Source organism: Klebsiella aerogenes KCTC 2190, assembly GCF_000215745.1.
Classification (GTDB): Bacteria; Pseudomonadota; Gammaproteobacteria; order Enterobacterales; family Enterobacteriaceae; genus Klebsiella; species Klebsiella aerogenes.
In genome coordinates this window covers 4,304,785-4,328,295 of the sequence record NC_015663.1, presented here as the reverse complement: position 1 = coordinate 4,328,295, position 23,511 = coordinate 4,304,785, and the positions used below count along the sequence as shown (strand labels likewise).

Sequence of the window (23,511 nt, the reverse complement as noted above, 5' to 3'; positions counted from 1 at the left end):
AAGCTATTCATTAGTCAAAAAATGAAAAGGGAAACGCATGCAACGCACATCTACTTCAATAGCTCTGACGATAGCGGCATTAGCGGTGAGTTCTGCCGTGAATGCGAAAACACTGGTTTATTGCTCTGAAGGCTCGCCGGAAAACTTTAATCCGCAGCTTTATACTTCCGGGACCAGCGTCGATGCCAGCGCGGTACCGATATATAACCGGCTGGTGGACTTTAAAGTTGGCACCACGGAATTGCAGCCCAGCCTGGCGGAAAGCTGGGAGGTGAGCGAAGACGGTAAAGTTTATACTTTTCACTTACGCAAAGGCGTTAAATTCCAAAGTAATAAATATTTTAAACCGACCCGTGATTTTAATGCTGATGACGTTATTTTTTCGTTTATGCGGCAAAAAGATCCGAATAACCCCTATCATAATGTCTCTAATGGCAACTACTCCAATTTTGAAAGCCTGGAGTTTGGTTCGTTAATTACCGCAATTGATAAACCGGATGAATATACGGTGCGTTTTACCCTCGCGCACCCCGAGGCGCCTTTTGTCGCTGACCTCGGCTGGTATTTTGCTTCAATCCTCTCTGCGGAATATGCCGATGCGATGCTGAAAGCCGGTACCCCGCAGCGTGTTGATATGGATCCCATCGGCACCGGGCCGTTTAAGCTGGCGCAATATCAAAAAGATTCGCGGATTTTGTTTACCGCATTTCCTGATTACTGGCAGGGAAAAGCGAAAATCGATCGTTTAGTATTCAGTATCACGCCTGATGCCTCGGTGCGTTACGCTAAGCTCGAGAAAAATGAGTGTCAGGTCATGCCATTCCCCAATCCCGCCGATTTACCGCGGATGAAAAAGAACCCGCAGATCATTCTGATGAGCAAAGCCGGGCTTAATACCGGTTTCCTCGCCTTCAACACGCAGAAAGCGCCGCTGGATAATGTGAAGGTGCGCCAGGCGTTGGCGATGGCGATCAACAAACCGGCAATTATCGATGCGGTGTTCCACGGTACCGGTACGGTAGCGAAAAACCTGCTGCCGCCTGGCGTCTGGAGTGCCGATGCCGACCTGCAGGACTACAGCTGGGACCTGGAAAAAGCCAAAGCGCTGCTGCGCGAATCCGGAGTGAAGAGTCCCATCACCATCGACCTGTGGGCGATGCCGGTTCAGCGTCCCTATAACCCGAATGCGAAACGGATGGCGGAAATGATCCAGGCTGATTGGGCTAAAATCGGCGTGCAGACCAAAATCACCACCTATGAATGGGGCGAATACCTTAAGCGGGTGAAAGACGGCGAGCATCAGGCGGCGTTAATGGGCTGGACTACCGCGACCGGGGACCCGGATAACTTCTTTGGCCCATTATTTACCTGCCAGTCGGCCAACGGCGGTTCTAATTCGGCCAAATGGTGCTATGCGCCGTTTGATAAAATTATCGCCGAAGCTAAAACCATCACCGACCGGCCGCAACGAGAAGCTTTGTATAAACAGGCGCAGCAGATGATGCACGATCAAATGCCGGCCGTGATGATTGCGCATTCAACTATTTTTGAACCGGTGAGTAAATCGGTGACCGGGTATGAAATCGACCCGTTTGGGAAGCATATTTTTTATCAGGTGGACGTAAAATAAACATCGTAAATAAATCCGCCGCGTTGGCGGATTTATTTTTTGCAAGGAGTTGACGGACCACCATTTTTGTCACAAAACTAAGCGTGAAATTTTGTTATAAACCTTGCCGACAAACTGCATTTACAGGGATTATCCATGCGTACAAAAATGTTATTTAAAGTAGCCGCTCTGGCCGGGCTACTGGCATTAACTGGTTGTGCATCCAAACTGGCGCAACCGGAGCAGTATTCCGGGTTTTTAAAAGATTATTCTAAGTTAAAAGAGACCACTTCGGCTTCCGGCAAACCAGAACTGCGCTGGATCTCCCCGGACTACAATCCGAGCAACTATGACAACGTCGTCTACCGTCCAATCACCTACTACCCGGTGCCGAAACCAACGACCCAGGTAGGGGAGAAAGCGCTGCAGGACATCCTCAATTACACCAACAAGCAGATGAAACAGGCCATCAGCGAACGTAAGCCGTTGGCGACCACGGCTGGCCCGCGCAGCCTGATTTTCCGCGGCGCAATCACCGGTGTTGATACCAGTAAAGAAGGGCTGCAGTTCTATGAAGTGATCCCGGTGGCGATGATTGTCGCGGGTACCCAGGCGGCAACCGGCCATCGCACGATGGACACGAATCTCTACTTCGAAGGCGAACTGATCGACGCGAAGACCAATATGCCGGTTATTAAGGTAGTGCGTAAGGGCGAAGGTAAAACGCTGTCTAATGAGAGCACGCCGCTGACCGCTGATACGTTGAAGCAGGTGATTGATGATATGGCGATCGATGCGGTGAAATTCGATCCGTCGCAGAAGTAATTGATGCGTTAAGCCCGTCTTGCGAGTTGCCTGACGGGCTTATTATTAAGCCAGCCGGCGGCGCATAAACAGCTGTTCGGGGCGGGCGAACATCACCAGATTTCCTACCAGTATTAACGCCAGACCAATCACCGCATTGCTATGCCAGACGTAACCTTCGTAGAAGGTGGAGATAGTTAACGCCACCAGTGGGAAAAGCAGCGTGCTATAGGCCGCTTTGCTGGCCCCGATACGGCCTACCAGAGTGAAATAAGCGCCGAACGCGATCACCGAACCGAACAACGCCAGATACAGCAGGGCGCCCATATAACTCCAGGTCCACTGCGGCGTAAAGTTATCGCCGCGCAGCAGCGCGATCGCGCCCATGACCAGGGTGCCGTAAAACATGGCCCAGCTATTGGTGGTCAATGTCTCAAGCCCGTGGCGTTGGTGACGAATACTCAGCATGTTGCCCAATGAAAAACCGTACGTTCCCAGGGCGCTCAGGCCGATTCCCCACAGCAGCGACGCGTTCAGACCATTGGCGAGGAGATCCTCCCAGAAGAGGGTGACAATTCCTGCGAGCCCCAGCGCCGCTGCCAGCCAAAAGCGGCTCGGGGGCTGCTGGCGGAAGAAAATAAAACTGTTGATCGCGTTAAATAATACCGCCATCGAAAAGATCACCGACTCAAGGCCGGTATTGATATGCGCCGCGGCGGTATAAAAACACCAGAAGTTAAAGCAAAAGACGCAGCAGCCTTGCAGCATGCAAAAGAGATGATCGCGCATCGCCAGCGGGCGCAGGCGGCGGGTCATCAGCAAAATTGTCAGCATGGTGACGCTGGCGACGGCAAAACGCCAGAAAATCGATACCGGCGCGGCGACGGGGCCCTGTTGTAAAAAGATTGCAATCCATGTGGTACCCCAGATAACCACCACCAGCCCGTAGAGTAATGCGTTCAAAATGTCTCTCCTTTAAAATGCCTGGCGTAAGTGTGCGATTTTTCCAGGCAAAGCGCTGTCACCGTTTTGTTGCTGACTTGCAAAATCTTGCGCTTATTTTTCACAAGCTCATGGTCAATGCTGGTAAGCGGTGATGACAATTCATAGACTAGAGGTCTGCGGATTAAAACGATGTGAAGGCTATGGCATACGGGACGTTCGAAACATTACAACAAAAAAATGCGGTGCTGCGGGGGACCGTAGAACTCAATTCCGGGATCCAGCTTGCCGCGTGGTACAACGACCTTGACCGGATCACGGTGCGCAGCGACCACCACACGTTGAGCCTGTATGTCGCCGATGGTTACGAAAGCTACCAAAAAACACCGTACGGCTGGAAGAATGGCGGCGGGCCGGACCGTTTTTGTCTGATGCCAAAGGGCGATGAAAGCACCTGGGATATTCGCGGCGATCTCTCTTTCGTTCATCTCTATTGCACCGATGAGCACCTGCGTCGCGTCGGCGAACAAATTTGGGATCGCAGCCCGGCGTCTTTCACCTTGCAGGAAAAAACCTTCGCCAGCGATGACAAAATTACCGCGGTGTATCGCCAGTTTCTGCTCGATAACGACTGGCGCCAGCAGGCTAATCAACTGCTGTTAAGCTCGGCCAGTACGTTGCTGTTAACACATCTGATTCAAAACTATTCCAACGTGCAGTGGCGCCTGCCGACGGTTACCGGCGGCCTGGCGCCGCATCTGTTGCGTAATCTGGTGGCGTGGATTGAGGAGCATCTCGAGCAGCCGCTTACTCTTGCCGATCTTGCCGCCCAGGCGTCGCTTAGCGAGTACCATTTTGCACGGATGTTCCGCCAGTCAATGAATATGGCGCCGCACCAGTATGTGATGCAGCGGCGGATGATCAAGGCGCAACATCTGATTTGCCACACCCAACAGCCGTTGACCGAGATAGCGCTGGCCTGCGGATTTAGCTCCGCCAGCCACTTTAGTAATCGGGTTAAGAGCGCCACGGGTCTTACGCCAAGCCAGCTACGCGCGGCGCAGCGCGGTTAACAGCGCATAGCTGATACCGCCGAGGACCAGCCCCCAAAAGGCCGAGCCGACTCCTGCCAGAGAGACGCCGCTGGCGGTGACTAAAAAGGTTACCACTGCGGCATCGCGCTCGTTTTCTAGCCCCAGCGCTTGATAGAGGCTGCCGCTAATGGTTCCTAACAATGCCAGCCCCGCCAGCATCTGGATCCACACCGGCGGTAGCGCCGCCATAAGCGCGGTTATCGAACCGCCAAATAGCCCCGCCAACAGATAAAACACACCGGCCGCCGCTGCGGCGAGCCAGCGCTTATCCGCATCCGGATGCGCATCCGGGCTTTGACAGATCGCGGCGGTAATGGCGGCGATGCACACGGAATAGACGCCAAATGGTGAGAATAACAACGCCAGCGCGCCGGTAAATACGATTAGCGGCGAGACCGGAACCCGATAGCCTGATGCCTGAATGGTCGCCAGCCCCGGCGCATTCTGTGACGCCATGGTGACAAGGAAAAACGGTACGCCGACGCTGAGCAGTAGCGAAGGGGTGAACTGCGGCGTAATCCACTGCGGAGCAACAAAAACCATATCGTTTGCCACTGGCGACAGCGCGCCGGTTAGCAGGGCGATGATCCCGCCTGCCACTAACGCCGCAACGACCGCAAAACGTGGGTAGAGCGCTTTGCATAACAGCCAGGCGGCGAACATCCCGCCGCATAGCGGGAGATTATCCTGCAAACTGCCAAATGCCTGCAGACCAAAACGCAACAGGATCCCCGCCAGCATTGCCGCCGCCAGCGAATGCGGAATGATCTTCATGAGGCGGGCAAACAGTCCCGTCACGCCGCATAGCAGGATCAGCGCGTTGGCGAAAACAAATATTCCCACCGCCTGCGCTAGCGTCGCTCCCTGTAATCCACTGACCAGTAAAGCCGCGCCTGGAGTTGACCATGCGGTGAGGATGGGGACTTTACGCCATAGCGTTAATACCAGCGTGCTGACGCCCATCGCCAGGCCAAGGGCGGTCATCCAGCCGGCTATTTGCGCGGCATCGGCGCCAGCGGCGGCGGCCGCTTGCCAGATAATGGCGGCAGAACTGGCATAGCCTACCAGCACGGCGACAAATCCCGCGAGCAGCGTGGGGATGGGAAGGGTAAAGGAGCGCATGAACACCTCTTGTGCGTTATAACATACGACGAAGGTAGCATTGTGCGTTATAGCGTACAACTGGTAATATCAAGAAAATGATGAGGAGCCATCCATGAATATTGCGCAACATCTGGCAACGACGCTGAAAAGCCTGCGTCAGCAGCGCGGCTGGAGTTTGTCGCGGCTGGCGGAAGAAACCGGGGTATCGAAAGCGATGCTCGGGCAAATTGAACGTAATGAATCCAGTCCAACGGTCGCGACGTTGTGGAAGATAGCCACCGGCCTCAATGTGGCGTTTTCGACGTTCATCGTTGCCGATGAGACGGCTGCGCCCGCCGCCTTCGACCCGCAGCAGCAGGCGATGGTAGTGACGCCGATTTTTCCCTGGGATCCTGAGCTACGTTTTGACCATTTTTCAATTACCCTCGCCCCGGGCGCGCTGAGCGAATCGACGCCGCATGAGACCGGCGTCATTGAACATGTCGTGGTCATTAGCGGTACGCTGGATTTATGTCTGCAGGGGCAATGGCAGACGTTGCAGGCGGGAGAAGGGCGGCGCTTTGCCGGCGACCTGACGCACGCTTACCGCAATAGCGGCGCGCAGACGGCGCACTTTCATTCACTGATTCATTATCCAAAAGAAAAAGCCGCGGACTAATCCGCGGCCAATCAAGATGACTGAGACTAAAATTCACAACGTGACGAGGAAAATCCGGAATACGCAGCCACTGTAACCTTGCCAGGTTTTCATGAGAAATAGCTTTTTCTTCAATGCTTTGCCGATTTCTGCAAATTCGCTGTGCGGGCGCGGCGGAAAATGTTTTCGTCTACGCCCAGTTCTGACTACAATAGCCGCCATTTCGACCCCCTATAACGGATAACGACGAGCGTATGCGCCTGCAAAACCATCATCTTGAACTTCTTAGTCCTGCCCGCGATGCCGGGATCGCCCGTGAAGCGATTTTACACGGCGCCGACGCGGTCTATATCGGCGGGCCGGGCTTCGGCGCGCGCCATAATGCCAGCAATAGCCTGAGCGATATCGCCAACCTGGTGCCGTTTGCGCATCGCTTTGGCGCTAAGGTGTTTGTGACGCTGAATACCATTCTTCATGATGATGAACTGGAACCGGCGCAACGTCTGATTACCGATCTGTACGAGACCGGCGTTGATGCATTGATCGTGCAGGATATGGGGATAATGGAGCTGGATCTGCCGCCGATTGAGCTGCATGCGAGCACCCAGTGCGATATCCGCAGCGTTGAGAAAGCGAAGTTTCTCTCTGATGCGGGCTTCAGCCAGATTGTTCTGGCCCGCGAACTCAACCTCGATCAAATTAAAGCGATCTACGATAATACCGACGCGACTATCGAGTTCTTTATTCACGGCGCCTTATGCGTAGCCTATTCCGGTCAGTGCTATATTTCTCACGCGCAAACCGGACGTAGCGCCAACCGCGGCGACTGCTCTCAGGCTTGCCGCCTGCCTTACACCCTGAAAGACGATCAGGGGCGCGTTGTGGCCTATGAAAAACATCTGTTGTCGATGAAAGATAACGATCAGACCGCCAACCTGGCGGCATTGATCGACGCCGGCGTGCGCTCCTTTAAGATTGAAGGGCGCTATAAAGATATGAGTTATGTGAAAAATATCACCGCTCACTATCGTCAGATGCTGGATCGTATTATTGAAGACCGCGGCGATCTCGCGCGTTCTTCCGCCGGGCGCACCGAACACTTCTTCGTGCCGTCGACCGATAAAACGTTCCATCGCGGCAGCACCGACTATTTTGTTAACGCGCGTAAGGGCGATATCGGCGCGTTTGATTCGCCGAAATTTATCGGCCTGCCGGTAGGCGAAGTATTAAAAGTCGGAAAAGATTATCTCGATGTTGAAGTGACCGACGCATTGACGAATGGTGACGGCCTCAATGTGATGATCAAACGTGAAGTTGTCGGCTTCCGCGCCAATACGGTGGAGAAAACGGGGGAAAATCGTTATCGCGTCTGGCCAAACGAAATGCCGGCAGACCTGCATAAAGTGCGTCCGCACGAGGCGCTTAATCGTAACCTCGACCATAACTGGCAGCAGGCGCTACTGAAAACTTCCAGCGAGCGCCGCATTGCGGTTGATATCGCGCTGAGCGGCTGGCAGGAACAGCTGGTGCTGACCATGACCTGCGAAGACGGCGTCAGCGTCACGCATACACTGGATGGCGAATTCGCCGAAGCGACCCAGGCGGAAAAAGCGCTAGCCAATTTACGTGATGGCGTGGCGAAGCTCGGCCAGACCATTTACTACCCGCGTGATGTGCAGATTAATCTGCCGGCGCTGTTTGTGCCGAACAGTATGCTTAACCAACTGCGCCGTGAAACCGCAGAGATGCTCGATCAGGCGCGCCTCGATGCCTGGCAGCGCGGAACGCGTAAACCGGTCTCCGTACCACCGCCGGTGTATCCGGAAACGCATCTGTCGTTCCTGGCGAACGTTTATAACCACAAAGCGCGCGCTTTCTACCAGCGCTATGGCGTTCAGCTGATTGATGCGGCGTATGAAGCTCATGAAGAGAAAGGCGACGTGCCGGTGATGATCACCAAGCATTGCCTACGATTCGCCTTCAACCTGTGTCCGAAGCAGGCCAAAGGTTCGATAAAGAGCTGGAAGGCGACGCCGATGCAGCTGATTCACGGTGACGAAGTGTTAACCCTGAAATTTGATTGCCGTCCGTGCGAAATGCACGTGGTGGGTAAAATCAAAAATCATATTCTCAAAATGCCCCATCCGGGCAGCATCGTCGCCTCCGTCAGTCCTGACGAACTGATGAAAACGCTGCCCAAGCGTAAGGGCGCGTAAGAACCATTCTCACGGCGGGCAGTTATGCGCCTTTGCTTTGCGCGCGTACTGCCGGTGATAATGTTCGCGCAGCGAGCTGGCGGTCTCCTCAGCCCGGCTGCGTAGTTCATCGCAATCAGCCTCGTGCAGTAATCGCTGTTCGAGGCTTTGCACCGGGAAATAATCATGCCCCTGATGCTGGGCGAGCAGATGCCCGGAAAATAACCCACATATCAATACCACTGCCGCTATTCCTCTCCGCCACATATCATTTTCCATATCAATAGATAACGCGGGATCAATATGATTGATTTAATATTAGTTTTTTTATGGCGTTATCAAAGAAGCGCAAGGCTTTGTCAGGCGTGGCTGAAGAGGATGAAAAAAGCCTGACGCGATGAGCGCCAGGCTGGAGATGTGTTATATCAGGCACGAAGCCCGGCTGCGTTCATCAGCAGGCGGAAAATCATACTGACGGCGCCCAGTGCCAGCACGCTAGCGCCCCATATGGCTGCCAGCCATAGCAGACGTTTTATCCATGAATGCTCCATCAGTGATATCCCTCGCCAGTTTGAACTTTGCCGCGGAAAACGTAGTAGCTCCAGAAGGTATACCCAAGAATGACGGGAATAATCAGTAACGCGCCAACCAGCATAAAGCCCTGACTTTGCGGCGGCGCCGCGGCCTGCCATAACGAAATCCCTGGCGGAATAATATTCGGCCAAATGCTGATCCCAAGTCCGCTAAACCCAAGGAAGACGAGCCCCAGCGTCAACACGAACGGCAGGGTGTGAGCATCTCGTTGCCCAAGCGTGCGCCATAACCAGACGCTGATGGCGATAACCAATAGCGGCACCGGCAGCAGGTAAAACAGATTCGGCAGACTAAACCAGCGCTCGGCGATCGCCGGCTGGGAGAGCGGCGTCCATAGGCTAATCACGGCTATTATCATCAGTAAGGCCAGCAGCAGAAGGCGTGAAATTCTGCGCATGATATTCTGCAGCGGATTCTCGCTCTTCATTACCAGCCAACTAGCGCCCAGTAACGCGTATGCAACGGTGAGGCCGAAACCGCAGAATAGGGTAAATGGCGTCAGCCAATCCCACATTCCACCGCTAAAGCTGCGACCGCTGACCGGAAAACCATGAATGACCGCGCCGACGACCATGCCCTGGGTGAATGTCGCCAGTAGCGATCCGCCCAGAAAAGCTTTATCCCAGAAAGGACGGTGCGAAGGGGTCGCTTTGAAGCGAAACTCGAAGGCCACACCGCGAAAAATTAGGCCAATCAGCATCAGGGTTAAGGGTACCGACAGCGCGTCGATAATCACCGCATAGGCCAGCGGAAAGGCGCCGAAGAGACCAGCGCCGCCAAGCACCAGCCAGGTTTCATTGCCATCCCATACCGGGGCGACGCTGTTGACCATCACGTCGCGCTCATCGCCGCCGCGTACGGCGGCAAACAGAATGCCGATCCCTAAGTCGAAACCGTCCATGACGATATACATCAGGGTGGCAAACACGATGATAACAAACCAAATAACCGATAAATCAATACCCATTAGCGGGACTCCTTGTGCTGAAAACCATCCGTCGCGGCAGAAAGCGGACGCGCCGGCGTACCTGATGGCACTGGCGTCTGCTCTTGCGGACCTTTGCGGATCAGGCGCAGCATATAGCTATAGCCAACGCCGAATACCGAGCTGTAGACGGCAATAAATGCCAGCAGGCTAATGGTCATATGCAGATCACCGTGAGCTGATACGGCCTCGGAGGTGCGCTGTATACCGTAAACGACCCATGGCTGGCGTCCGACTTCGGTGGTCACCCATCCAGCAAGAATCGCAATCAGGCCAGAAGGTCCCATCCATAACGCGAAGCGCAGGAAAGGTTTTGAGGTATACAGACGCTGCCGATAGCGCAGCCATAGGGCAATGACGCCGAGCAGAATCATTAACATTCCCAGACCGGCCATCAGACGAAATGACCAGAACACAACGGTTGAGTTGGGGCGATCTTCTGGAGCGAACTCCTTCAGCGCCGGTACCTGTTTATCGAGGCTGTGAGTCAGGATCAGGCTGCCGAGGGCAGGGATCTCCAGCCCATAGCGGGTACGTTCTTGTTGCATGTCCGGCCAGCCGAACAGCAGCAGTGGCGTCGGTTCGCCCGGCGGATTTTCCCAGTGGCCTTCGATGGCGGCAATTTTCGCCGGTTGATGTTTCAGGGTGTTTAGCCCATGCATATCGCCGATCATTGCCTGAATGGGGGCGACAAGCAGCGTCATCCATAGCGCCATAGAGAACATGGCGCGGATGGCTGGGGTTTGATTGCCACGAAGCAAATGCCATGCGGCTGATGCGCCTACGAACAATGCGCTGCTAAGAAACGCCGCGACGGACATATGGAATAAGCGGTAAGGGAAAGAGGGGTTAAAGATAACGGCGAACCAGTCAACGGGTACGACCTGACCATTAACGATTTCGAACCCTTGTGGCGTTTGCATCCAGCTGTTTGAGGCAAGGATCCAGAATGTGGAAATGATAGTGCCCAGCGCCACCATGCAGGTGGCGAAAAAATGCAGGCCGGGGCCGACGCGGTTCCAGCCAAATAACATCACGCCAAGGAAACCGGCCTCAAGGAAGAAAGCGGTAAGAACTTCATAAGTTAGCAGCGGGCCAGTAATGCTGCCTGCGAACTGAGAGAAACCACTCCAGTTGGTGCCGAACTGGTAGGCCATCACCAGCCCCGATACCACCCCCATACCAAAGTTGACGGCAAAGATTTTCGACCAGAAATGATATAGCGAGCGCCAGACTGGATTTTTTGTTTTTAACCATAATCCCTCAAGCACCGCCAGGTAGCTGGCAAGACCGATGGTGATCGCGGGAAAGATGATATGAAATGAGACGGTAAAGGCGAATTGGATCCGCGCCAGATGAAATGCATCAAGACCGAACATGCTGGACTCCACAACAAAATTGATTCAACGCAATTTTAGGGGGAGGGAGATGGTGAAAGCAGAGGCAGAAATGATGTTTTTTATGATAACAGTTACTCACTGTTATTCTTTTTATACATATTTCATATTTATGAAATTAGTATTTATGTCATCATGAATAATGAATTGCTGGTTGTGATCTTTTTTAATGCTACTTCACATGTTTTTTTACGATTTTCCTTAGTGCTTCTCCTGTTTTCTATTAATTACTCTGGTAGATTGGAATTGTTTGGTGTTTAATGTAAACGCGAGATTCAAGTATTTAAATTTTATATGTGAATTCTTTATTTATTATTTTTTGATATATTTAGTGAGTGGAGATAAGGGAGGCGACTTGTCACAGAACGGACTGCGAAGTTTGTGTATCACATTGGCGCTAATGAGTGTCTTTTGGCTGGTTGTGTTTGGCGGACTCTATCTTATTTTTTGAATTCAACGGTTACATCCAGAAGAGATTGAATCCCCTGGTGTGTAGTTAATTTGTTTTATATCAGTGACTTGTCGTTTTTTATACCAGGTGCATTGTTCAATGGATAATGGTTTAGGTGCGTTAAATTATGTCAAAAAGACTGGCGAGGAATGAATTTATCTTATTGTGAATTTTCCTTAGTGGAGGAGTTGTTGATTCATAATTAAATATCAAGGCGTGTTTACGTTGGTGCCAGTTGGGATCTCAACGATAGACCATGACGTATGGTTCATAAATCAAATGAATATTGGTGATTATGAAGCGTTTATCAATGTAACCTAAATGCGAACATTATATTAACCCTAGAGGGTTTGATGGTATTTCAGTAGTAAAGTTAACGCGCGAATATTATTCCTGCTCTGGTTCAAGAAGCACATTGTTGTATATCAGTTATTAGAACCTGCCATTTTTAGTCAACTGTTATAAGATATGAGTCTCGATTGTTAAATGGATGCGGTAATGAAAAAGTATCAGCAGCTTGCGCAACAATTAACCGACCAGATCGCCCTCGGCGTTTGGCAACCCGGCGATCGGCTGCCCTCCTTACGCGAACAGGTTGTCAGCAGCGGAATGAGTTTTATGACCGTCAGCCATGCCTACCAGTTACTGGAAAGCCAGGGACGAATTATCGCTCGTCCGCAATCGGGTTATTACGTTGCGCCGCAGCCGGTGAAGCAGCGTCAACCTGATCCCCCGGCGCAGGTGACGCGTAATGAATCCGTTGATATCAACACCTATATTTTCGACGTCCTGCAGGCCAGCCGTCAGGCGTCGATGCTGCCTTTTGCCTCCGCCTTTCCCGACCCGCGGCTGTTTCCTCTACAGCAGCTAAACCGTTCTCTGGCGCAGGTGAGTAAAACCGCCACCGCCATGAGCGTGATCGAGAACCTGCCGCCGGGTAACGATGAGCTTCGTCATGCTATTGCCCGGCGTTATGCGTTGCAGGGAATGAACGTATCGCCGGATGAGATCGTCATTACCGCCGGTGCGCTGGAGGCGTTGAACCTCAGCCTGCAGGCGGTGACTGAGCCCGGCGACTGGGTAGTCGTAGAAAATCCGTGCTTTTACGGCGCACTACAGGCACTCGAACGATTGCGGCTTAAGGCGCTATCGGTGGCCAGCGATGTGAAAGAGGGGATCGATCTGGCCGCGTTGGAACAGGCATTACAAAATTATCCGGTTAAAGCCTGTTGGCTGATGACCAATAGCCAGAACCCGCTCGGATTTACGCTGACGGCAGAAAAAAAAGCGCAACTGGTGGCGCTATTGACGCACTATAACGTGATGCTGATTGAAGATGACGTTTACAGTGAGTTGTACTTTGGACGGGAAAAACCGCTACCTGCAAAGTACTGGGATCGTGATGAGATGACGCTGCACTGCAGCTCATTTTCCAAATGCCTGGTTCCAGGTTTTCGTATCGGCTGGGTCGCCGCTGGCCGACATGCCCGCCGTATTCAGCAACTGCAACTGATGAGTACGCTATCGACCAGTTCGCCGATGCAACTGGCGCTGGTGGATTATCTCTCTACCAAACGCTACGACGCGCATTTACGCCGGTTGCGGCGTCAGCTTGCCGAGCGAAAACAGCTGGCCTGGCAAGCGCTACTGCGTTTTTTACCCGCCGAGGTCAAAATTCACCATAGCGACAGCGGTTATTTCCTGTGGCTTGAGTTGCCCGCCGGCGTCGATGCTGGCGAACTCAGTGCTCTGGCGTTACGGGATAACATCAGTATTGCGCCGGGTAAGATGTTTTCTACCACCGCTAACTGGACCTCATTCTTCCGTTTTAATACCGCATGGGGCTGGGGAGAAAAAGAGGAGCAGGGAGTCAAACGGCTCGGCGAACTTATACGTCAACTTTTGCCTTAGTTTATTCATCGCTATTTTTTTAATTGCCGGTTTATTTTTCTCCGGCAATTAATTTTTCTCATTCTCGTATTCATTAATCAGGGTTAAATACCCGCTCACGCCGGGCTGTCATAGGGAATATGCATACTCATCCCTATGCCATAACTCCTTGTCTATAATCCATATTATCGAATCGTGGCGGCGATTTTTGCGGAATGCGCCCCGGGTCACAACCTGAGGAAATTTCCCCTGAGGCCCGCAGGCCGCCGTCTACCCTTATTAAGGGAGATATTTTTACGGCACGGCTGCCGCTACTTTTATTCTGACAGGAGTAAGTTCAAATGAGCAAAAAATTTGCCCGTGGCAGCCTGTGCGTGCTGAGTATGATTTTTGTTACTGCGCAAGCCGCAGAACCGCCGACATCGCTGGATAAAGGTGAAGGTCGGCTCGATATTATTGCCTGGCCAGGTTATATCGAACGCGGCCAGACGGATAAGAATTATGACTGGGTAAGTCAATTCGAAAAAGAGAGCGGCTGCCAGGTTAATGTGAAAACTGCCGCCACCTCCGATGAAATGGTCAGTTTGATGGCGAAGGGCGGCTACGATCTGGTCACCGCATCCGGCGACGCCTCGTTGCGCCTGATTATGGGCAAGCGTGTACAGGCGATAAATACCGCGCTGATCCCCAACTGGAAAACGCTTGACCCGCGAGTTGCTAAAGGCGCGTGGTTTAACGTCGGCGATAAAGTGTACGGCACGCCCTATCAGTGGGGGCCGAACCTGCTGATGTACAACACCAAAACCTTCCCGACGCCGCCGGATAGCTGGAAAGTGGTTTTCGTCAAACAGGATTTACCGGACGGAAAAAGTAACCAGGGGCGCGTTCAGGCCTATGATGGACCGATTTATATCGCCGACGCGGCGCTCTTTGTCAAAGCAACGCAGCCGCAGTTAGGAATTAACGATCCCTATGAACTCACTGAAACACAGTATCAGGCGGTGTTAAAGGTTCTGCAGGATCAGCATCCGCTGGTTCACCGCTACTGGCACGATGCGACCGTTCAGATGAGCGACTTCAAAAACGAAGGGGTGGTTGCTTCCGGCTCCTGGCCATATCAGGCCAATGGCCTTAAAGGTGAAGGGCAGCCCGTTGCTACCGTCTTCCCGAAAGAAGGCGTGACCGGCTGGTCTGATACCACGATGTTACATAGTGAGGCGAAGCATCCGGTATGCGCTTATAAGTGGATGAACTGGTCGCTGACGCCGAAAGTACAGGGCGATGTCGCCGCCTGGTTTGGATCGCTGCCAGTCGTGCCGCAGGGCTGTAAGGCGAGCACGCTACTGGGAGAGAAAGGCTGCGAAACTAACGGCTACAACCAATTCGACAAGATTGCGTTCTGGAAAACGCCAATTGCCCAAGGCGGCAAATATGTCCCTTATAGCCGTTGGACTCAGGACTATATCGCGATTATGGGTGGCCGCTAAGCGCCTGGAGACTGAACATGACGTACGCGGTAGAGTTTAATGACGTTTCGCGTCTGTACGGTGACGTGCGCGCGGTGGATGGCGTGAGCATCGCCATTCGCGATGGTGAATTTTTCTCTATGCTGGGGCCGTCCGGCTCCGGCAAAACTACCTGCCTGCGCTTAATCGCAGGCTTCGAACAGCTATCCGGCGGTTCGATTCGTATTTTTGGCCAGCCTGCCAGCGAATTACCGCCATGGCAGCGCGACGTGAACACGGTTTTTCAGGATTACGCGCTATCCCCTCATATGTCGATTATCGACAATGTCGCCTACGGGCTGATGGTGAAAGGGGTGGGCAAAAAAGAACGCCATCTTCGCGCCCAGCAAGCATTAGAGAAAGTAGCGCTTGGCTTTGTTCACGCGCGTAAACCTTCACAGCTTTCCGGCGGCCAGCGGCAGCGGGTCGCCATTGCCCGCGCGTTGGTTAATCAACCGCGGGTGCTGCTCTTAGATGAACCGTTGGGAGCGTTGGATTTAAAACTACGTGAACAGATGCAGGTGGAGTTAAAAAAACTTCAGCAATCGCTGGGTATCACTTTCATTTTTGTTACCCACGATCAGGGTGAAGCGCTATCGATGTCCGATCGCGTGGCGGTGTTTAATAATGGTCGCATTGAACAGGTCGACTCGCCGCACGATCTCTATTTACGTCCTAAAACCGCCTTTGTCGCCGGATTCGTCGGCACCGCAAACGTTTTTACCTCTGAAATTTCTCAGAGGCTATGTGGCTTGTCCGGCGCCTGGTCGTTGCGCCCGGAACATATCCGCCTGAATAGCGGCGGTGATATCCAGGTACAGGGGACCGTCCAGGCGGTACAGTTTCAGGGCGCGTCTACGCGTATTGAACTGAAACTCGCTGCGGGCGATAAGCTGTTAGTCAGCCAGGCCAACGTCGATGGCGGGGCGGCGGTTGGCACACCGCAGTTGGGGCAGCAGGTAATGGCCTGTTGGTCGCGTTCGGCGATGGTTTCCCTGGAAAACGGAGGCTGAGATGACGATGGCGCTTGTGCAACCGACGACCGGGCGAGTGTCAGGACTGTTCTGGCGAAAACCCTCATTGGGCCTGTTTTTACTGCTGCTGGGGCCGTTGATGTGGTTTGGCATCGTCTATCTGGGATCGCTCCTGACGCTGTTATGGCAAAGCTTCTATACCTTTGATGACTTTACGATGTCGGTGACCACGGATTTGACGCTCACTAACCTGAAGGCGCTGTTCAATCCCGCCAACTACGACATCATTATCCGTACCCTGGTGATGGCCATCTGCGTGACTATGGCCAGTGCAATCCTGGCATTGCCGATGGCCTGGTATATGGCGCGTTATACCCGCGGCAAGATGAAAGCTTTCTTTTATATCGCGGTAATGTTGCCGATGTGGGCAAGTTATATCGTCAAGGCCTACGCCTGGACGCTATTGCTGGCGAAAGATGGCGTGGCGCAATGGTTCCTCGGCAACCTTGGTCTGGAGAGCGTGTTAAATATGGTATTGACCATCCCGGCGGTCGGCGGCAATACCTTGTCGACCTCCGGGCTTGGGCGATTCATGGTATTTGTCTATATCTGGCTGCCGTTCATGATCCTGCCGGTGCAGGCGGCGCTGGAACGTCTGCCGCCATCGCTGTTGCAGGCCTCAGCCGATTTAGGCGCCCGACCGCAACAAACCTTCCGCTACGTGGTACTGCCTTTAGCCATACCGGGTATCGCGGCAGGTTCTATCTTTACCTTTTCCCTCACGCTTGGGGATTTTATTGTCCCGCAACTGGTGGGGCCGCCCGGTTTCTTTATCGGCAACATGGTCTATTCGCAGCAGGGCGCGATTGGCAATATGCCGATGGCGGCGGCGTTCACGTTGGTGCCGATTGTTCTTATTGCACTCTATCTGGCGTTTGTTAAGCGCCTGGGAGCGTTTGATGCACTCTGAACGCGCACCGTTGTTTCTCAAAATCGCCACCTGGGGGGGAGTGATATTTCTCCATTTTCCACTGCTGATTATCGCCCTGTATGCCTTTAACACAGAGGATGCCGCTTTTAGCTTCCCGCCGAAGGGGCTGACTTTACGCTGGTTCAGCGAGGCGGCAGCTCGTGCCGATATTATTGAATCGGTGACGTTGTCACTTAAAATCGCCGCCTTGTCCACGGGGATTGCGCTGGTGCTAGGTACGCTTGCCGCCGGGGCGCTGTGGCGGAGCACGTTTTTTGGTAAGAATGCCGTGTCGCTGCTGTTGCTGTTGCCGATTGCGCTTCCCGGCATTATTACCGGTCTGGCGCTATTGACGGCATTCAAAGCCGTTAATCTTGAGCCAGGGGTGCTAACTATCGTAGTGGGTCATGCGACCTTCTGCGTGGTGGTGGTGTTTAACAACGTCATTGCCCGATTTCGCCGGACATCATGGAGTCTGGTGGAAGCATCAATGGATCTTGGCGCAACAGGCTGGCAAACCTTCCGTTACGTGGTGCTGCCCAATCTGGGTTCGGCGCTGCTGGCGGGTGGCATGCTGGCCTTCGCTCTTTCCTTTGATGAAATTATCGTCACTACTTTTACTGCCGGACACGAACGGACGCTTCCGCTGTGGTTGTTAAATCAGCTGGGGCGTCCGCGCGATGTGCCGGTCACCAACGTGGTCGCGCTGTTGGTGATGCTAGTGACGACTGTACCCATCCTGGGGGCCTGGTGGCTAACCCGTGACGGCGAGTATAACGCCGAAAGCGGAAAATAATACACTTTACAGGATCATGCTATGCAACATAACCTTTTGATAAACGGTAAATTAGTGGCGGGTGAGGGCGAAGTACTGCCGGTATTCAATCCTGCCAACGGTGAAGCGATTATTGAGATTGCGGAGGCGACCGAGGCGCAGGTCGATGCCGCCGTCAATGCTGCAGATCGTGCGTTTGTCAGCTGGAGCCAGACAACGCCGAAAACTCGCGCCGAATGTTTACTGAAAATGGCTGACGTTATTACCGAACATGCAGAAACGCTGGCGAAACTGGAGTCTTTAAACTGCGGTAAACCGCTGCATTGTGTTATCAATGACGAAATGCCGGCGATTGCCGATGTGTTTCGCTTCTTCGCCGGCGCCGCGCGTTGTCTGCCGGGAATGGCGGCAGGAGAGTATCTGGAGGGGCATACTTCGATGATCCGCCGCGATCCTGTCGGCGTAGTGGCCTCGATTGCACCGTGGAACTATCCGTTGATGATGGCGGCCTGGAAGCTGGCGCCCGCGCTGGCGGCTGGTAACTGCGTGGTCATTAAACCTTCGGAAATCACTCCGCTTACGGCATTGAAGTTGGCGGAGCTCGCAAAAGATATTTTCCCGGCCGGGGTCATTAACGTGCTTTTTGGCCGTGGTCCAACCGTTGGCGATCCGCTCACCGGCCACAGTAAAGTACGCATGGTTTCCCTGACCGGCTCGATCGCCACCGGCGCCCATATCATTGGTCATACGGCTTCTTCGATTAAACGTACCCATATGGAGCTGGGTGGTAAAGCGCCGGTTATCGTTTTTGATGATGCCGATATTGATGCCGTCGTTGAAGGCATTCGCACCTTCGGTTTTTATAACGCCGGCCAGGACTGTACTGCCGCCTGTCGTATCTATGCGCAGCAAGGCGTCTACGATCGGCTGGTTGAAAAATTAGGCGCTGCCGTGGCCAGCCTGAAAATGGGGCAACCGGACGATCCGTCTACGGAGCTGGGGCCGGTGAGTTCTCTTGCGCATCTGGAGCGGGTGACAGCAGCGGTCAACGCCGCACGCGCTTTACCGCATATTAAAGTGGTCACCGGCGGCAGTCGCGCTGCGGGTAATGGTTACTATTTCCAGCCCACGCTGTTGGCTGGCGCCCGGCAGCAAGATGCTATCGTACAACGTGAAGTTTTTGGCCCGGTAGTCAGCGTCACGTCGTTTAGCGACGAGGAACAAGTGTTAACCTGGGCTAATGATTCGCAGTATGGTCTGGCCTCCTCGGTATGGACGCAGGATGTTGGTCGCGCTCATCGTCTGAGTGCGCGATTACAGTACGGTTGCACCTGGGTAAACACCCATTTCATGCTGGTTAGCGAAATGCCGCACGGTGGGCAGAAGTTGTCTGGATACGGCAAAGATATGTCGATGTACGGCCTGGAGGATTACACGGTGGTTAGGCATGTGATGGTGAAACATTAAACATTAACGTACCGGCAGAATTATCAGGCTAATAGTTGCAATAGCAACAAATGTTAAAACAGATAAGGGGTAATATGAGAGTATTCTTATACCCCTTCAAGAGCTAAGCCATTGTGAGTGCCGGAGATAAGCGCCGGATGGGGTGTAAACCATTAAGAGTCTGTTCTTAATCATTATGAGATCCCTGCAGATTAATGCGGGGATTTTTTTGCGAATCGCCTTTTATATCGATGCCACAATTAGCGTTTGTCTTTTTTAGAAGGCAAACCCGAATGGCGGCGCTCACGAATATAAGAGAGAAGGCTGTAGATAGCTACCACCAATAAAACTAATGCTATTAATAGCGCTGCTATTCCTGACATAAGCAACCTCAAAATAAGTAAGAGAAAAAGCAAATACGTTATAACGAATAGTCATGAACCTATGCGGAAAACCGTGAATTTGCAAATAATAATTTCTATCACTTAATCGAATAAATAGCACAAATTAACAAATGAAAATGTCGAATCCGCATTACCTATATGGTTGAGGAAGTTGTTTGTTGATTATCTGCACAAGCCAATTTAAGAAAATTCTCACCCCTTAAGTCCAGTGTAGCCAAATATCTATAACACCGTACGAGGTGTGTCAGATCATTTTGTTATTGCCAATAATATAAATATCCTTCCGCTGGCAAGAGGTCATAGGGCGGATAGCACTCGATACTTTCTATACCGGAAGACAATAATTGTAGCGATAATGTTAAATTCACGGCATGGATCGTAGCAGTAGCAGTAGCAGTAGCAGTAGCAGTAGCAGTAGCGGTGACAGGTGTGTATGTGATTTGACTTTGTTGGGGCGCTCATGAGAAAATTTTACATAATTTGTTATTCTGAAGTTGAATTGGTTTGAAAAAGCTAGCATATCTCTTGTTACTCATCGGCGTAAGCGCAATGCTTTACGGTAATCTCCCTGCCCAGCGTATTAGTCGCTGTGAAAGCCAGGGGGCAACTGTGGGCGTTTGCGCAATGGTTGAATGGGATAGCGAAAAGCTAAATTTCTTGCCGCAATATAACCCTGAAAATCATAAGATTATCGCGGTGCTTCAGCAACAAGATGCTGGGGAACGCGCGACAATAAAATCATAAAAAAAAGCAGCCATTGAAGCTGCTTTTTTAGGTTTAGTTGCTGAAAAAATTACTAAAGCCAACCAAAACGAACGGATAACAGGCTAATAAGCGCAAGCGCTGCGCCGACATTAATCAGAATTACGGTTTTGCTGGAAACATCCATAACGCCACCTTTATGAGTAAGCCCCTACATTTATAGTCGGTCGCATAGAGTTGCGCTATCGGACAACACTGAATCGATCGTTATTCCATGGTCTTTGCAGCGGTTTGTTTTGTGAGGTATTGATCTCTGACGTCCTAAGTGGTGCGGGAGATGGCGCGCATTGCGCGACGTCTGACAGGGAAGGAAAAAAATGACTTTATACCAGAAAATGCTGGTTTTTTATGCCGTAATGGGCTGTATCTGCGCGTTGATAAGCTGGTTTTTAACTAAGGAAAGCCGTTGTATTCGCCTGCTGGCTGCGTTGCTGATTGGTGCCACCTGGCCATTCAGCTTCCCTATGGCGCTGCTGGTTTCTCTATTCTGAACAACAGAAATGGCTGGCCTAATTGTCTTGATGGCTGTATATAAATACAGTTAAAAATAATAAGGATGCCATCTGATGAACAGCTTCTATTCGCATTTAGCCGGTGCAACGGTCCGTTGGTTTGATTTCCAAGGCCAGGGGGACCCTATTGTGTTCATTCATGGGTTAGGTTGCGCCTCTTCATACGATTACCCGCCAGTGGTTTCTAACCCTATATTGAATGGGCGCCGGGCCTTACTAATTGATCTTCCAGGCTATGGTTACAGCGATAAACCGCTTCAGTTTGGCTACCGAATTGCTGACCAGGCTGCGGTCGTTGTGGAGTGGCTGAACAAATTACAGGTCAGCCGCTGCATTCTCTACGGCCATAGTATGGGGGGCAGTGTGGCTATTGAGGCAGCGCAGCGGCTGGGCAAACGCGTTGAGGCCTTAATTGTCGCCGAGCCCAATCTCTATGCCGGTGGGGGATTCTATAGCTGTAAAATCGCCGGGCAGACGGAAGATGATTTTATCGCCAACGGCTATCAGTCGATGCTGGCGGAAGAAACGTCCCCATGGAAAGGTTGCCTACAAAACAGCGCACCGTGGGCGTTATGGCGGGGAGCTACCAGCCTGGTAGTAGGCGCTTCTCCCTCGTGGTTTGAGAGTTTTATTCACCTGCAATGCCGCAAGACGCTTATCTACGGTAGTTTATCGCTACCCTCACAGGAAGCGGAAGATGTCGAAACTGCGGGTATCGCATTGGCTGTCATACCACAGGCGGGGCATTCGATGGCATGGGAAAACCCGGCCGCGCTGGCGCGCGTGATTGCCGGGTTGCTCTGAAAGCATTGCGGGAAATCAGAACGGTAATTCGCGCGGGCGAGTTTGCATGGTTATCCAGCGAAGTTCGGTGAATTCAGCGATCCCTGCGCGTCCGCCGAAGCGGCCATAGCCGGACGATTTACAGCCGCCGAAAGGCATCTGTGCTTCATCATGTACGGTAGGGCCGTTAATATGGCAAATACCGGTTTGCAGGTTCTGCGCCACATTCCAGGCGCGAGCGGTATCGCGGCTATAAACCGCTGCCGCCAGGCCGTATTCGCTCTCGTTAGCGACGGCCAGAGCCTCCTCCTCGCCGTTGACACGAATCACCGATTTGACCGGGCCAAAAGATTCTTCATGCCATATTCGCATCTCACGCGTCACGCCATCCAGCAGGGTGGCGCGCATTTGCGTTGATTCCGCCTTTCCACCGCAGAGCAAACGAGCTCCCTTGTTCAGTGCATCATCAATCAACGCGTTGCAGCGTTGTACCGTTTTCATATCGACCACCGGGCCGAGAAGCGTAGAAGGCAGCGCGGCGGCGCGTTGGCTGATTAATGCGACGAACTCATCCGCGATGCTCTCATCGACAATTATGCGTTCGGTGGACATACAAATCTGTCCGGCGTTAGCGAAAGCGCCAAAAATCGCGCCCGCCGCCGCCTGCTGAAGATCGGCATCATCCAGTACCAGTAGAGGCGCTTTGCCACCCAGCTCAAGAATTGCCGGTTTAAGGTATTCTCCACAGGTGCGGGCAATAATGCGCCCAACGGGGGTCGACCCGGTAAAATTCACGCGTCGTACGGCGGGGTGAGCGATCAGCGTTTCCACCAGCGCAGGCGCGTCGGCTGGCGAGCAGGTGAGATAATTCACCACGCCGTCGGGAAAGCCCGCCGCGGCGAGGGCATCGATGACTAAGCTATGCGTCGCGGGCGAGAGTTCCGAGCCCTTGAGAATCACCGTATTGCCGCACGCCAGCGGCGTGGCGATGGCTCTGGTGGCCAGAATCAGCGGTGCGTTCCACGGCGCCATAGCCAATACGATGCCTGCGCCCTGACGCAAGCCCATCGCCAGATTACCCGGCACATCAGAGGGAATCACTTGTCCTTCTATTTGGGTGGTTAGCGCTGCAGCTTCGCGTAAGATATCTGCCGCCAGATGCACGTTAAATCCGGCCCAGTGCGCCGTCGCGCCGGTCTCCGCCGCCATGGTAGCAATAAATTTCGCCTCTCTAAGCTGCATTTGCGCGGCGGCTTCCAGCAACAGCCGGCGACGCTCGGATGGGGCGCTGTCCCGCCATGAAGGGAATGCGGCGGCGGCCTTATCTGCACAGCAACGGGCGTCATTGAGGCTGGCCGCTGCGGCGGTAGAGGCTGTCTCGTTATTTTGTGGATGGCGACGGATAAAAGTGGCGCGGCTTTCGGCATCGTGCCAGCGGCCGCCGCTATATAAGCTGCAGGTTATAGTCATTAGCGTAACCTCATTGGTCTGCGGAGTGTCGAGTCTACCGCCATACCTCATTGCGCAGCGGCGAAAGGGCGGTTATCGCACAACTTTTTTGCAGATTTCTCAGCGGGTCACAACTTAATAAGATAATAATGACGAACAGAAAAGCGAGGACGGACACATCAGAAATAGAAGTGCCGCAAACAGCGCTAACCTTATGAGTTAAAGTGTG

At 52.9% G+C, this 23,511-nt stretch carries 23 protein-coding genes; 14 read left to right on the top strand and 9 right to left on the bottom strand.

What is annotated here, in order from left to right; all coding sequences use genetic code 11:
• The first annotated feature begins 37 nt into the window (after window positions 1-37).
• Both EAE_RS20480 and EAE_RS20475 read left to right on the top strand, forming a co-directional pair.
• Window positions 38-1,630 carry an ABC transporter substrate-binding protein gene (locus EAE_RS20480; RefSeq protein ID WP_047042524.1) on the top strand — a complete coding sequence of 531 codons (1,593 nt, stop codon included), beginning with the start codon at window positions 38-40 and terminating at the stop codon, window positions 1,628-1,630.
• A gap of 135 nt (window positions 1,631-1,765) precedes the next feature.
• Window positions 1,766-2,434: a DUF3313 domain-containing protein gene (locus EAE_RS20475; protein WP_015705570.1), complete on the top strand. Its 669-nt coding sequence runs from the start codon at window positions 1,766-1,768 to the stop codon at window positions 2,432-2,434.
• A gap of 45 nt (window positions 2,435-2,479) precedes the next feature.
• Here the strand turns inward: EAE_RS20475 and EAE_RS20470 are convergent, their stop codons facing one another.
• Window positions 2,480-3,376: a DMT family transporter gene (locus tag EAE_RS20470; RefSeq protein ID WP_015705569.1), complete on the bottom strand. Its 897-nt coding sequence runs from the start codon at window positions 3,374-3,376 to the stop codon at window positions 2,480-2,482.
• A gap of 182 nt (window positions 3,377-3,558) precedes the next feature.
• Here EAE_RS20470 and EAE_RS20465 point away from each other — a divergent pair, with 182 nt between their 5' ends.
• The gene (locus EAE_RS20465) at window positions 3,559-4,428 is read left to right on the top strand and encodes a helix-turn-helix domain-containing protein (protein ID WP_015705568.1); all 870 of its coding nucleotides are present in this window, start codon (window positions 3,559-3,561) and stop codon (window positions 4,426-4,428) included.
• Here EAE_RS20465 and EAE_RS20460 read toward each other — a convergent pair.
• On the bottom strand, window positions 4,405-5,577 hold the full coding sequence (locus EAE_RS20460; RefSeq protein ID WP_260766492.1) for a benzoate/H(+) symporter BenE family transporter: 1,173 nt from the start codon (window positions 5,575-5,577) through the stop codon (window positions 4,405-4,407). The genes EAE_RS20465 and EAE_RS20460 overlap by 24 nt on opposite strands.
• A gap of 88 nt (window positions 5,578-5,665) precedes the next feature.
• Here EAE_RS20460 and EAE_RS20455 point away from each other — a divergent pair, with 88 nt between their 5' ends.
• On the top strand, window positions 5,666-6,211 hold the full coding sequence (locus EAE_RS20455; protein ID WP_015705566.1) for a helix-turn-helix domain-containing protein: 546 nt from the start codon (window positions 5,666-5,668) through the stop codon (window positions 6,209-6,211).
• A gap of 233 nt (window positions 6,212-6,444) precedes the next feature.
• Complete coding sequence (locus EAE_RS20450; RefSeq protein WP_015366399.1) at window positions 6,445-8,406, top strand: peptidase U32 family protein; 1,962 nt, start codon at window positions 6,445-6,447, stop codon at window positions 8,404-8,406.
• Window positions 8,407-8,415: 9 nt separating this feature from the next.
• Here the strand turns inward: EAE_RS20450 and EAE_RS20445 are convergent, their stop codons facing one another.
• From EAE_RS20445 to EAE_RS20430, 4 genes are all read right to left on the bottom strand, one after another.
• Window positions 8,416-8,652 (bottom strand): DUF2554 family protein, encoded by a 237-nt coding sequence (locus EAE_RS20445; protein ID WP_047058678.1) that lies wholly within the window; start codon window positions 8,650-8,652, stop codon window positions 8,416-8,418.
• A gap of 158 nt (window positions 8,653-8,810) precedes the next feature.
• Window positions 8,811-8,936 carry a DUF2474 domain-containing protein gene (locus tag EAE_RS20440; RefSeq protein WP_015705564.1) on the bottom strand — a complete coding sequence of 42 codons (126 nt, stop codon included), beginning with the start codon at window positions 8,934-8,936 and terminating at the stop codon, window positions 8,811-8,813.
• Window positions 8,936-9,946 (bottom strand): cytochrome d ubiquinol oxidase subunit II, encoded by a 1,011-nt coding sequence (gene cydB / locus EAE_RS20435; RefSeq protein WP_015705563.1) that lies wholly within the window; start codon window positions 9,944-9,946, stop codon window positions 8,936-8,938. Before cydB ends, EAE_RS20440 begins: the two co-directional genes overlap by 1 nt.
• Entirely contained in the window at window positions 9,946-11,343 is a 1,398-nt protein-coding gene (locus tag EAE_RS20430; protein ID WP_015705562.1) for a cytochrome ubiquinol oxidase subunit I, read from the bottom strand. The genes cydB and EAE_RS20430 overlap by 1 nt, the downstream gene beginning before the upstream one ends.
• 967 nt (window positions 11,344-12,310) lie before the next feature.
• On the opposite strand from EAE_RS20430, the gene EAE_RS20425 reads away from it, so the two are divergent.
• The 6 genes from EAE_RS20425 to patD all read left to right on the top strand — a co-directional run bounded on the left by EAE_RS20425 (window position 12,311) and on the right by patD (window position 19,393).
• Entirely contained in the window at window positions 12,311-13,723 is a 1,413-nt protein-coding gene (locus EAE_RS20425; RefSeq protein WP_015705561.1) for an aminotransferase-like domain-containing protein, read from the top strand.
• Between the two features lie 320 nt (window positions 13,724-14,043).
• On the top strand, window positions 14,044-15,189 hold the full coding sequence (ydcS, locus tag EAE_RS20420; RefSeq protein ID WP_015705560.1) for a putative ABC transporter substrate-binding protein YdcS: 1,146 nt from the start codon (window positions 14,044-14,046) through the stop codon (window positions 15,187-15,189).
• Between the two features lie 17 nt (window positions 15,190-15,206).
• Entirely contained in the window at window positions 15,207-16,220 is a 1,014-nt protein-coding gene (locus tag EAE_RS20415) for an ABC transporter ATP-binding protein (RefSeq protein ID WP_015705559.1), read from the top strand.
• A 1-nt stretch (window position 16,221) separates the two neighbouring features.
• Complete coding sequence (locus EAE_RS20410; protein ID WP_015705558.1) at window positions 16,222-17,151, top strand: ABC transporter permease; 930 nt, start codon at window positions 16,222-16,224, stop codon at window positions 17,149-17,151.
• Window positions 17,141-17,947 (top strand): ABC transporter permease, encoded by an 807-nt coding sequence (locus EAE_RS20405; RefSeq protein ID WP_015705557.1) that lies wholly within the window; start codon window positions 17,141-17,143, stop codon window positions 17,945-17,947. Before EAE_RS20410 ends, EAE_RS20405 begins: the two co-directional genes overlap by 11 nt.
• A gap of 21 nt (window positions 17,948-17,968) precedes the next feature.
• Window positions 17,969-19,393 carry an aminobutyraldehyde dehydrogenase gene (gene patD, locus EAE_RS20400; protein ID WP_015366409.1) on the top strand — a complete coding sequence of 475 codons (1,425 nt, stop codon included), beginning with the start codon at window positions 17,969-17,971 and terminating at the stop codon, window positions 19,391-19,393.
• Window positions 19,394-19,632: 239 nt separating this feature from the next.
• Here patD and EAE_RS20395 read toward each other — a convergent pair whose 3' ends face one another.
• Window positions 19,633-19,755 (bottom strand): small membrane protein, encoded by a 123-nt coding sequence (locus EAE_RS20395; RefSeq protein ID WP_015366410.1) that lies wholly within the window; start codon window positions 19,753-19,755, stop codon window positions 19,633-19,635.
• Between the two features lie 525 nt (window positions 19,756-20,280).
• Here EAE_RS20395 and EAE_RS20390 point away from each other — a divergent pair.
• The gene (locus tag EAE_RS20390) at window positions 20,281-20,520 is read left to right on the top strand and encodes a hypothetical protein (RefSeq protein ID WP_020078675.1); all 240 of its coding nucleotides are present in this window, start codon (window positions 20,281-20,283) and stop codon (window positions 20,518-20,520) included.
• Between the two features lie 52 nt (window positions 20,521-20,572).
• On the opposite strand, the gene yncL is transcribed toward EAE_RS20390, so the two are convergent.
• The gene (gene yncL / locus EAE_RS20385) at window positions 20,573-20,665 is read right to left on the bottom strand and encodes a stress response membrane protein YncL (protein ID WP_015705556.1); all 93 of its coding nucleotides are present in this window, start codon (window positions 20,663-20,665) and stop codon (window positions 20,573-20,575) included.
• Window positions 20,666-20,855: 190 nt separating this feature from the next.
• Here yncL and EAE_RS20380 point away from each other — a divergent pair, with 190 nt between their 5' ends.
• Window positions 20,856-21,029: a GhoT/OrtT family toxin gene (locus tag EAE_RS20380; protein WP_015366412.1), complete on the top strand. Its 174-nt coding sequence runs from the start codon at window positions 20,856-20,858 to the stop codon at window positions 21,027-21,029.
• A 75-nt stretch (window positions 21,030-21,104) separates the two neighbouring features.
• Complete coding sequence (locus EAE_RS20375) at window positions 21,105-21,854, top strand: alpha/beta fold hydrolase (RefSeq protein ID WP_015705555.1); 750 nt, start codon at window positions 21,105-21,107, stop codon at window positions 21,852-21,854.
• 15 nt (window positions 21,855-21,869) lie between these two features.
• Here the strand turns inward: EAE_RS20375 and EAE_RS20370 are convergent, their stop codons facing one another.
• A complete protein-coding gene (locus EAE_RS20370; protein WP_015366414.1) occupies window positions 21,870-23,303 on the bottom strand; it encodes an aldehyde dehydrogenase in 1,434 nt (477 codons plus the stop codon).
• Between the last annotated feature and the right edge of the window lie 208 nt (window positions 23,304-23,511).